This window comes from Vibrio sp. JPW-9-11-11 (genome assembly GCF_013369335.1).
Classification (GTDB): Bacteria; Pseudomonadota; Gammaproteobacteria; order Enterobacterales; family Vibrionaceae; genus Vibrio.
Window position 1 is genome coordinate 269,089 of record NZ_SZQJ01000007.1, and the last position, 10,514, is coordinate 279,602.

Below are 10,514 nucleotides of genomic sequence, written 5' to 3' on the forward strand. Positions count from 1 at the left end.
GTCAAAGTTATCAATATAAATAGTAAAAAACCTTGAATGGCGCATACCATTCAAGGCCTGTATTTACCGCTTGGATTAGCGAAACTATTTAAACGCGACAACCTCACCACAAATCATCATCAGTTGATCGCGCAGCCATATATGACCTTTATCTTTCTCGCTTGATTCATGCCAGCTAAGGAAACCACTGATGTTGCCGTCGGCGAAAGGAAAATCGAGTACTTGTAGCTGCTCTTTGTTGGCCGCGTTTTCCACCATCCAACGCGGAGCAATGGTCACCAACTCAGACTGGCCAACGACATATAAGACATTACTTAAGCTAGTGCCCTCATAGTAGGCCTGCACATCCAAATCGCGATACGCTTGCTCAGAGAAACTGCGTTGACCATGCACTTTTGACAACTTAGCATGGCGTTCATTGTGCAAGGTTTGTGCATCGACAGTACCTTGGATTCTCGGGTGAGACTTAGACACAACCACCACCAACTCGTCCTGAAAGATTTCTGTGCTGGAGAAGCCTTGCTCATCAAAACGGGCATAATCAATCACAAAATCGATCTCTTGATAGCGCATTCTCTCTGCCAATTGGCGGTCGAACTCAGCGTCGAGGTGTAACTGAACGTTTGGAGCGGAATCATGGATAGTGGTCATGATTTTAGGTGCAAATCGCATGTCGCATGGACTGCAAATCGCCAATTTAAACAGACGAGTTGATGTCTCTGGCGAGAAAACCGAACTTGGCAGTTCGTTACGAATCAATTGTAGCGCTTGACGAATCGGACCAAAGAGTTGACGTGCTCGTTGGGTTGGCTGAATGCCACGCCCCTGACGCATAAATAGCTCATCATTAAACATCACTTTTAGTCGAGCCACAGCATTGCTCACCGCCGGTTGAGACATGCCCAAATTGTGCGCTGCACGTGTAATATTTTGCTCTTGCATCACAGCATCGAACACGGTTAGTAGGTTGAGATCTACTCCACGTAGAGTGCTTTCCATACGGTAGCTAGCAATAGCACTCATAGACTCTTTTTTGTCAATCATCGGCAAAGCCTCATTAATTCTTAATCGTAAGATTTGGTCATCGACAACGGTTTGGAATAGAACACCTATCGCCTATCCGTTGTATTTATGTGTTGGATACGTCGTGACGAATCATTACTATCTACGAATCATTTGGCGCATAGCAATAAGATTGACAATTAATCAGTATTTTTTACCTGTACGTTTAATTTACCTCTAAAATACAAAGAGTTAATCATTAGATAAAAAAATATAAAGTGGGTGGTTTTATAGATTTATATAATAATTTGTTATTATTTCGTGCTGCAGATATTAAGTTGCAATCATGAATAAGTGTGATGAATTAGCGCAAAAATCAAAAGCACGATCAATGAATGGCATTTCCATCGTACTTATGTGCCTGCACCCTAAACGTGCGTAGCATAGCTCGGAAAGTCTACTTGCTCCCATAACTCACGGCACAAACGGGTTTTATCGTGCCAATTCCCTTGCTTGATCCACTCAACAATGGCTGCAGCGACATTGGGATAATTGACACTCTCAGCGCTGGCTTCATCTAACCAGCAGCGAACAATCGAGGCATCAAGGTAATCCATACACGTTGCCAATCCGAGGTTTTCTAGGGTCGCCACATTGCTTATTTGCTCAAACTGCCCACTTAGCGGCTTGAGCAGCAGTTTTTTACCTAAAGTGAGCGCTTCCGACGGCAGCTCAAATCCCCCATTGGCAATAACTCCACTGCAGCGCACGAGATGGTGATGAAAATGGTCGACACTGAGGGGCAAAAATTCGATATTGTCGATGCTCATCGCCTCAATAACTTCGGGATGAAAGCAGACAAATCGCTGAGTGGTAAATCTAAGCAATAAATCGGTAATATCATCCAGATGTTCGAACGGCAGATAGACTAAAATAGTCGCCTCTTCGCCGCCTTGAGTTTGCGGCGTTGATACGATGGGGGGCAAAATAGGTTGGTCAAAATGATACCAGTGCAAACCAATATGATGCTGCGTCGGCGCAAAGTGACGCACAACCTGCTTGTCTATCCAGCTTGCCCCTTTAAGCGGCACCGAATAGCGGAACGCATTTTGATGACTAATGCTTATCGAAGGCACGCCTCGCCGCTTTGCCGCCCAAGCGGAAACAGGTTCAAAGTCATTCAACACCAAATCGTAATGGTGCAGTTCAAGTTGGTTGACGTCTTGCCCAAACTGCCACAGGTTGTTGTTAACCGCCGTTTTTAGGTAATTAACTTGACCTTTCTCAGTAACAAACGTTAATCCGCGTCGAGTGGTGAACGCTCCAAACGGCTCCATTGAAAAGTACTTACTAGGCTCTCGGCCAGTAAAGAGATAATCAACGTTAAATCCTTGCTGAGCCAGTTCATGGGCCATCGCTCGTGCTCGCGCAATGTGGCCATTTCCGGTTCCTTGCACGCCATACAAAATCTTCATCACCTAGCCTCCGAGCAAAATAAACGCCAACTGCGCACAACCCAATCCAAGTAAAGCGCCCAACAACACATCGGTAAGAAAGTGCACGCCTAAAAGAACCCGTGCTGCGCCAATCAAGCTTGCCCAAGCCAAGACAAACCAAGACATTTCGGGATAGAAGTGACTGATCATCGTTGCCATCAAAAACGCAGCAGCTGTATGACCCGAAGGCAAACTGTAGCGATCTGACGGAGTAATATAAGAGGTCACCAATTCCGATAACTCTTGAGGTCGACGGCGTTTAAACAGATTTTTGCATAGCCAATAAACGGGGAGTTCAATCACGAACGCCAATAATGCTGCGGCGACAAAGTGCTTTCCCTCACTCTCACCAAGAAAGTACGCCACCAATCCGAGTAGTACATAAAGGTGACCATCACCGGTATGAGAGATTGACTTACTTAACCTAGAAATAGGCTGTGCAAACTTATGTGTTAAACAAAAAAGAGAAAATGCCAGATCAAACTTAGCTATCGGTTCTATTGAGCGCATTTGTCACTCCTTCATCTCGATGGGCTTAAGCACAATCTACTTAGTCTCAGTGACAGATCAGTGACGGTTTCACGCGATTTCGATGACACGAAATCTCAACATAAAAGGATATTTTGCAGATATCATCGAACAAACACGGCGACTTGAATAAAAAAACAACTTTAGGGTTGACGTAACCAGTCGAGTGCGGTACTAATTTGTTAACTTAAAGATGTGGATAATTTAACGCCCATAAAGGAACCGTTAACAATGATTAAGCGTTTTTCTCTCCTGCTGAGCCTCCTCCTTATCGTGACCAATTCGCGCGGGTAGGCTGTGGAAGAAAAATAACCACACAGATTGACACTAAACCCGCACTGAGATGCGGGTTTTTTTATACCTAGCTTTTATTGCTAAGTAATGGAAGTAAACGATTAACCGGTGCAATAAACACCGAATCACTAAGGAAGCAAACATGAACGATCAAGTCATTATTTTCGACACCACGTTACGTGATGGCGAACAAGCGTTGTCAGCAAGTTTGACGGTTAAAGAGAAACTGCAAATTGCCTATGCGCTTGAAAGGCTCGGCGTTGATGTAATAGAAGCAGGCTTTCCTGTTTCATCGCCGGGTGATTTTGAATCGGTTCAAACCATCGCCAAACACGTCAAGAACAGCCGTATCTGTGCGCTTTCGCGAGCCGTTGCCAAAGACATCGATGCGGCAGCAGAAGCGTTAAAAGTCGCAGACCAGTTCCGAATTCATACCTTTATTTCTACCTCCACTGTTCATGTGCAAGATAAACTGCGTCGCAGCTACGATGACGTCGTTGAAATGGGGGTTAAAGCCGTTAAACATGCACGCCAATACACGGATGATGTCGAATTCTCATGCGAAGATGCCGGGCGTACTCCTATCGACAATTTATGTCGCATGGTCGAAGCCGCCATCGATGCGGGAGCAAGCACAATTAACATTCCTGATACGGTGGGCTACACAGTTCCCAATGAGTTTGGTGGCATTATTCAAACCTTGTTCAACCGTGTACCCAATATTGATAAAGCGATTATTTCTGTTCATTGTCATGATGATTTGGGTATGTCGGTGGCAAACTCTATCGCCGCAGTACAAGCGGGGGCTCGCCAGATTGAAGGAACCATCAACGGTATCGGTGAGCGAGCAGGCAACTGTTCACTAGAAGAGATTGCGATGATCATCAAGACACGTCAGGAGTTTTTAGGTGTTCATACAGGCTTGAAACATGACGAAATTCATCGCACCAGTAAGCTGGTTAGCCAACTTTGCAATATGCCCATTCAAAGCAACAAAGCCATTGTCGGCGCCAACGCCTTTAGCCACTCGTCAGGTATTCACCAAGATGGCATGTTGAAGAACAAAAATACCTACGAAATTATGACGCCAGAGTCTATCGGCCTTAAGAACCAAGCGTTGAACTTAACCAGTCGAAGTGGTCGTGCGGCCGTGAAAAGCCATATGGACGCCATGGGCTACAAAGAGGAAGAGTATAACCTAGACGCACTGTATGAAGACTTCTTGAAGCTTGCCGACCGAAAAGGCCAAGTGTTCGATTATGATCTAGAAGCTTTGATGCATTTCTCGAACTTACGCGAAGAAGATGACTTCTATAAATTAAATTATCTCAGTGTTCAATCTGGTAGCGTGATGGCGACCACTAGCATCAAGCTACAGTGCGGTGATAAAGAAACCAGTGAAGCTGCTGTGGGGAATGGCCCCGTTGATGCCCTTTATCAATGTATCTATCGCGTCACGGGTTATGATATTGTTCTAGATAAGTTTGACTTAACCGCCAAAGGCGAAGGCGAAGATGGCTTAGGTCAAGCCGATATCATTGCCAACTACAAAGGACGCAAATACCACGGTACTGGCGTCTCCACTGACATCGTCGAAGCGTCGGGCCAAGCGTTATTGCATGTGATCAACAGCATCCACCGCGCTGACAAAATCGCTGAAATCAAACAAAAAAAGATCGCTACAGTATAACAAGAGACTCCAGGGACGTGAGTACTCTGGAGCGTATTACAATTTAAAGGAATAACATGACAGACAAATCATACAAAATTGCCGTCCTTGCTGGCGACGGTATTGGCCCAGAAGTCATGGCGCAAGCGAATAAAGTCCTTGACGCCATCGAGAAAAAACACGCTCTAGAGTTTGTTCGCGAAGCACATGACGTTGGCGGTATCGCTATCGACAACCATGGCTGCCCGCTACCAGACAACACAGTAAAAGCGTGTGAACAGTCGGATGCGGTTCTGTTTGGTTCTGTTGGCGGCCCTAAGTGGGAGCACCTTCCCCCCAACGACCAACCTGAGCGCGGCGCGCTACTACCGCTACGTAAACACTTCCAGCTATTTTGTAACTTACGCCCAGCGCAAATCCACCAAGGGCTAGAAGCCTTCTCTCCGCTACGCGCAGATATCTCTGAACGAGGTTTTGATATTGTCGTCGTGCGCGAGCTAACTGGCGGTATCTACTTCGGCCAACCAAAAGGTCGTGAAGGTGAAGGGGCTAACGAAAAAGCGTTCGATACTGAGGTTTACCACCGTTTTGAAATCGAACGTATTGCGAAAATCGCTTTTGAATCAGCTCGTCTACGCAACAAGAAAGTATGCTCCATTGATAAAGCCAACGTACTGCAAAGCTCTATCCTGTGGCGTGAAGTCGTTGAAGAGATAGCAAAAGACTACCCAGATGTAGAGCTGTCACACATGTACATCGACAACGCAACCATGCAGCTAATCAAAGACCCATCACAATTTGACGTCATGCTGTGTTCGAACATCTTCGGCGACATTATCTCAGACGAGTGTGCCATGATTACCGGTTCTATGGGGATGTTACCTTCCGCATCTCTCAACGAGAGTAAGTTTGGCCTTTACGAGCCTGCAGGCGGCAGTGCACCAGATATTGCGGGTAAAAACATCGCGAATCCAGTCGCTCAGATTCTTTCGGCTGCATTAATGCTTCGCTACAGCTTAGGTGAAGAAACTGCCGCCCAAGACATCGAAAGCGCGGTCTCTAAAGCGCTATCAGCGGGCGAACTGACTGGTGACCTGTCTGGTGACAAACCCGCTCTATCGACTTCAGAAATGGGCGATAAGATCGCTGAGTACATTCTAAATTCGTAGTAACACTCTTTTATAATAATGATGAGCTGCAGGTAAGCCGTTGCCTGCAGCCATACACAGGACAGTAATCATGGGCAAAACACTATATGAAAAAGTCTACGACGCGCACGTCGCCGTAGCCGCAGAGGGTGAAAACCCAATTTTATACATCGACCGCCACTTGGTGCACGAAGTGACCTCTCCTCAGGCATTTGATGGTCTACGCGAGAAAGGCCGCAAGGTACGCCAAGTGAGTAAAACGTTCGCGACGATGGACCACAACGTATCAACAACGACAAAAGATATTAACGCTTCAGGTGAAATGGCGCGTATCCAAATGGAAACCCTGTCCAAGAACTGTGAAGAATTTGGCGTGACCCTTTACGATATCAATCACAAATACCAAGGTATCGTCCATGTAATGGGACCCGAGCTTGGTATCACTCTGCCTGGAATGACGATTGTTTGTGGCGACTCACATACCGCAACTCACGGGGCATTCGGTTCACTCGCATTTGGTATCGGCACGTCAGAAGTCGAGCACGTCCTAGCCACTCAAACGCTTAAACAAGCTCGTGCTAAAACCATGAAAATCGAAGTGAAGGGCAAAGTCGCGCCGGGGATCACGGCTAAAGACATCGTCCTAGCCATCATTGGTAAAACCACGGCAGCGGGCGGTACGGGTTATGTCGTTGAATTCTGTGGTGAAGCCATCACCGACCTTTCGATGGAAGGTCGAATGACAGTATGTAACATGGCGATCGAACTAGGCGCAAAAGCGGGCCTTATCGCCCCCGATCAAACCACATTCGACTACATCAAAGGACGCAAGTTCTCGCCACAAGGTGAAGACTTCGATGCGGCAGTAGAATACTGGCAAACACTCAAAACCGATGATGACGCCGAGTTTGACGCAGTCGTAACACTTGATGCCGCAGACATCAAACCACAAGTCACTTGGGGGACAAACCCAGGTCAGGTTATTGCGGTCGACCAACCTATTCCGGCACCAGAAAGCTTTACCGATCCGGTAGAGAAAGCCTCAGCAGAAAAAGCGTTGGCTTATATGGGGCTAGAAGCGGGTAAAGCACTGTCTGATTATAAAGTCGATAAAGTCTTTGTTGGCTCATGTACCAATTCACGTATCGAAGATATGCGCGCTGCTGCTGAAGTTGCGAAAGGTCGTAAAGTCGCTGACAACGTGCAAGCACTCATTGTTCCTGGCTCTGAACAAGTAAAGGCGCAAGCAGAAGCGGAAGGCTTGGATGTTATCTTTAAAGACGCAGGCTTTGAGTGGCGCCTACCTGGCTGCTCTATGTGTCTAGCAATGAACAATGATCGCCTCGGTCCACATGAGCGTTGTGCATCCACCTCAAACCGTAACTTTGAAGGCCGTCAGGGCCGTGATGGTCGCACCCATCTAGTTAGCCCAGCGATGGCCGCTGCCGCAGCGATAGCAGGTCACTTTGTCGACATTCGTAACTTGGATTAAGGAGAAACACATGTCAGGTTTTAAACAACATACAGGACTAGTGGTTCCTCTAGATGCAGCGAACGTTGATACTGATGCCATTATTCCTAAGCAGTTCCTACAAAAGGTTTCTCGTCTAGGCTTTGGCAAACACCTATTCCACGATTGGCGCTTTCTTGACGACGCTGGTGAGCAACCAAACCCAGAGTTTGTGATGAATGCGCCACGCTACCAGGGCGCTTCTATTCTGCTCGCTCGTGAAAACTTTGGTTGTGGTTCATCGCGTGAACACGCACCTTGGGCATTAGCAGATTACGGAATCAAGGCAATGATCGCGCCGAGTTTTGCAGATATCTTTTACGGCAACTCAATCAACAACCAAATGGTTCCAGTACGCCTAACAGAGCAAGAAGTAGATGAAATCTTCCACTTCGTTGAGGCAAATGAAGGTGCCCAAGTCGAAGTCGACCTTGAAGCAAACGTCGTTCGAGCAAATGGTAAAGAATACGCGTTTGAAATTGATGAATTCCGTCGTCACTGTCTACTTAACGGTTTAGACAACATTGGGCTAACGCTTCAGCATGAGGATAAGATTTCGAGTTACGAAGCGAAGATTCCAAGCTTCCTCAAGTAATTCAATCTTCCGCTATAGAACAAAGGTTAGCTCAGGCTAGCCTTTTTTGTTTGTCGTTGAAACAAACAATCTGCAAACTAGGTCTAATGGTAAAATTATACCAAGGAACTTAACCCATGATACGTATATTGACTTTGCTGCTTACTCTGATCTCTTTTAATACGTTTTCTGCACCTAAATCGGAGTTATGGCCTTTTTGGCAACAAGCAAACCAAAACAACCAAGCCAGCATTTCACACCAAGCGTGGCAGTCATTCTTAGATAACTACTTGGTGACAAATGGCGACTATACCTTGGTTAAATACGGCGATATCTCAACACATGATAAGCAACAACTTAATCAATATATTTCCACTCTTGCGACTATCGACCCAAGAGATTACCCACTCGATGAACAATACGCTTACTGGGTTAATCTCTATAACGCCATCACGGTGGAGTTGATTATTGATGCCTATCCGGTCAAGTCGATCACCAAATTAGGTGGTCTATTTAGTTTCGGGCCCTGGGGAGAAGAAGTGATCAAAGTTGCCGGCAAAGCGCTAAGCCTGAATGATATTGAACATCGAATTCTGCGCCCGATCTGGAACGATCCACGCACTCACTATGCGGTTAACTGTGCAAGCTTAGGTTGTCCTAACCTACAGAGTCAGGCCTTCACCGCTGAAAATAGCGAACAGTTATTGGATCGAGCGGCCAAACAGTTCATCAATAGTGATAAGGGGGTTTTAGTCAAAGGCGACACTACCCAACTCTCCTCGATTTACGATTGGTTCCGCGCGGATTTTGGTTCTCAACAAGAGTTCTCGTTTCCGCTCGACTTGCATGTGTTAGGCCTGCCGCCAGCGTTCAATCTGAGCCATGATCAAACTCTTCAATTTAAGATTTTGTCGGCTCAATGAATACTGATTACATTCCCTATTCTTTCGAATAGAGGACTGTGAATTGACTGTGCCAAGTCTTTCGACTTGATTGGTCACTCAGTTCATTGAAACCTAAATTGTTTCCGAAGAAACTATTTGGATTATCATCAACGAGTGCCCACACAGATTGATAGGTTTATATTGTTAAAGAGCTTTGCTTTCAGTGCCTTAGCACTTAGGCAGGACGCGTATAATACGCGATTGACTCAGTAAGTCAACATAAAACTCTAAGAAAACTTAAAGATTTATGGTGACTTGTCTACATCGTAGACAAAGTCAAAATTAGAGCCTGGCGATGTCCTACTCTCACATGGGGAAACCCCACACTACCATCGGCGCTAATTCGTTTCACTTCTGAGTTCGGCATGGAATCAGGTGGGTCCAAATCGCTATGGTCGCCAAGCAAATTCTTTAATTCGGAAAGCTGTTATTGTGTTCTCTACACATTCAAATCTGTTCTTGCTTTGAGTCCATCAAAACCCTTTGGGTGTTGTATGGTTAAGCCTCACGGGCAATTAGTACAGGTTAGCTCAACGCCTCACAACGCTTACACAAAAGGCCTATCAACGTTCTAGTCTCGAACAACCCTTGTCTTCACCTTTTGAAGAAGGGAAAAATCATCTCTAAAGCCTGGCGATGTCCTACTCTCACATGGGGAAGCCCCACACTACCATCGGCGCTAATTCGTTTCACTTCTGAGTTCGGCATGGAATCAGGTGGGTCCAAATCGCTATGGTCGCCAAGCAAATTCTTTAATTCGGAAAGCTGTTATTGTGTTCTCTACACATTCAAATCTGTTCTTGCTTTGAGTCCATCAAAACCCTTTGGGTGTTGTATGGTTAAGCCTCACGGGCAATTAGTACAGGTTAGCTCAACGCCTCACAACGCTTACACACCCTGCCTATCAACGTTCTAGTCTCGAACAACCCTTTAGGACTCTCAAGGAGTCAGGGAAGACTCATCTCAGGGCTCGCTTCGCGCTTAGATGCTTTCAGCGCTTATCGATTCCGAACTTAGCTACCGGGCAATGCGTCTGGCGACACAACCCGAACACCAGAGGTTCGTCCACTCCGGTCCTCTCGTACTAGGAGCAGCCCCCTTCAATCTTCCAACGCCCACGGCAGATAGGGACCGAACTGTCTCACGACGTTCTAAACCCAGCTCGCGTACCACTTTAAATGGCGAACAGCCATACCCTTGGGACCGACTTCAGCCCCAGGATGTGATGAGCCGACATCGAGGTGCCAAACACCGCCGTCGATATGAACTCTTGGGCGGTATCAGCCTGTTATCCCCGGAGTACCTTTTATCCGTTGAGCGATGGCCCTTCCATACAGAACCACCGGATC

Annotated in this window: 8 protein-coding genes and 3 rRNA genes; 5 read left to right on the plus strand and 6 right to left on the minus strand. The window is 46.5% G+C overall.

Translation table 11 applies throughout. From position 1 onward, the window contains the following. Positions 1–84: 84 nt before the first annotated feature. The 3 genes from leuO to FCU94_RS11460 all read right to left on the minus strand — a co-directional run bounded on the left by leuO (position 85) and on the right by FCU94_RS11460 (position 3,008). Entirely contained in the window at positions 85–1,044 is a 960-nt protein-coding gene (gene leuO, locus FCU94_RS11450; protein ID WP_176288669.1) for a transcriptional regulator LeuO, read from the minus strand. A gap of 386 nt (positions 1,045–1,430) precedes the next feature. Further along, positions 1,431–2,477 carry an MJ1255/VC2487 family glycosyltransferase gene (locus FCU94_RS11455; protein WP_176288670.1) on the minus strand — a complete coding sequence of 349 codons (1,047 nt, stop codon included), beginning with the start codon at positions 2,475–2,477 and terminating at the stop codon, positions 1,431–1,433. A 3-nt stretch (positions 2,478–2,480) separates the two neighbouring features. Continuing rightward, positions 2,481–3,008: a phosphatase PAP2 family protein gene (locus FCU94_RS11460; protein ID WP_176288671.1), complete on the minus strand. Its 528-nt coding sequence runs from the start codon at positions 3,006–3,008 to the stop codon at positions 2,481–2,483. A gap of 454 nt (positions 3,009–3,462) precedes the next feature. On the opposite strand from FCU94_RS11460, the gene leuA reads away from it, so the two are divergent. The 5 genes from leuA to FCU94_RS11485 all read left to right on the plus strand — a co-directional run bounded on the left by leuA (position 3,463) and on the right by FCU94_RS11485 (position 9,144). After that, positions 3,463–5,010: a 2-isopropylmalate synthase gene (gene leuA / locus FCU94_RS11465; protein ID WP_176288672.1), complete on the plus strand. Its 1,548-nt coding sequence runs from the start codon at positions 3,463–3,465 to the stop codon at positions 5,008–5,010. 56 nt (positions 5,011–5,066) lie between these two features. Continuing rightward, positions 5,067–6,158, plus strand: coding sequence for a 3-isopropylmalate dehydrogenase (gene leuB, locus FCU94_RS11470; RefSeq protein WP_176288673.1), 1,092 nt, complete (start codon positions 5,067–5,069; stop codon positions 6,156–6,158). Positions 6,159–6,228: 70 nt separating this feature from the next. Further along, positions 6,229–7,629 carry a 3-isopropylmalate dehydratase large subunit gene (gene leuC, locus FCU94_RS11475; protein ID WP_176288674.1) on the plus strand — a complete coding sequence of 467 codons (1,401 nt, stop codon included), beginning with the start codon at positions 6,229–6,231 and terminating at the stop codon, positions 7,627–7,629. Between the two features lie 10 nt (positions 7,630–7,639). Then, positions 7,640–8,242, plus strand: a complete 603-nt coding sequence (gene leuD, locus FCU94_RS11480) for a 3-isopropylmalate dehydratase small subunit (RefSeq protein ID WP_176288675.1) — start codon at positions 7,640–7,642, stop codon at positions 8,240–8,242. A gap of 116 nt (positions 8,243–8,358) precedes the next feature. Beyond that, positions 8,359–9,144, plus strand: a complete 786-nt coding sequence (locus tag FCU94_RS11485; RefSeq protein WP_217906418.1) for a DUF547 domain-containing protein — start codon at positions 8,359–8,361, stop codon at positions 9,142–9,144. A 308-nt stretch (positions 9,145–9,452) separates the two neighbouring features. Here FCU94_RS11485 and rrf (FCU94_RS11490) read toward each other — a convergent pair. The 3 genes from rrf (FCU94_RS11490) to FCU94_RS11500 form a co-directional block, all read right to left on the minus strand. Continuing rightward, positions 9,453–9,568, minus strand: a 5S ribosomal RNA gene (rrf, locus tag FCU94_RS11490). A gap of 225 nt (positions 9,569–9,793) precedes the next feature. Further along, positions 9,794–9,909 (minus strand): 5S ribosomal RNA (rrf, locus tag FCU94_RS11495). 91 nt (positions 9,910–10,000) lie between these two features. Beyond that, positions 10,001–10,514 (minus strand): 23S ribosomal RNA (locus FCU94_RS11500); the annotation flags it as partial.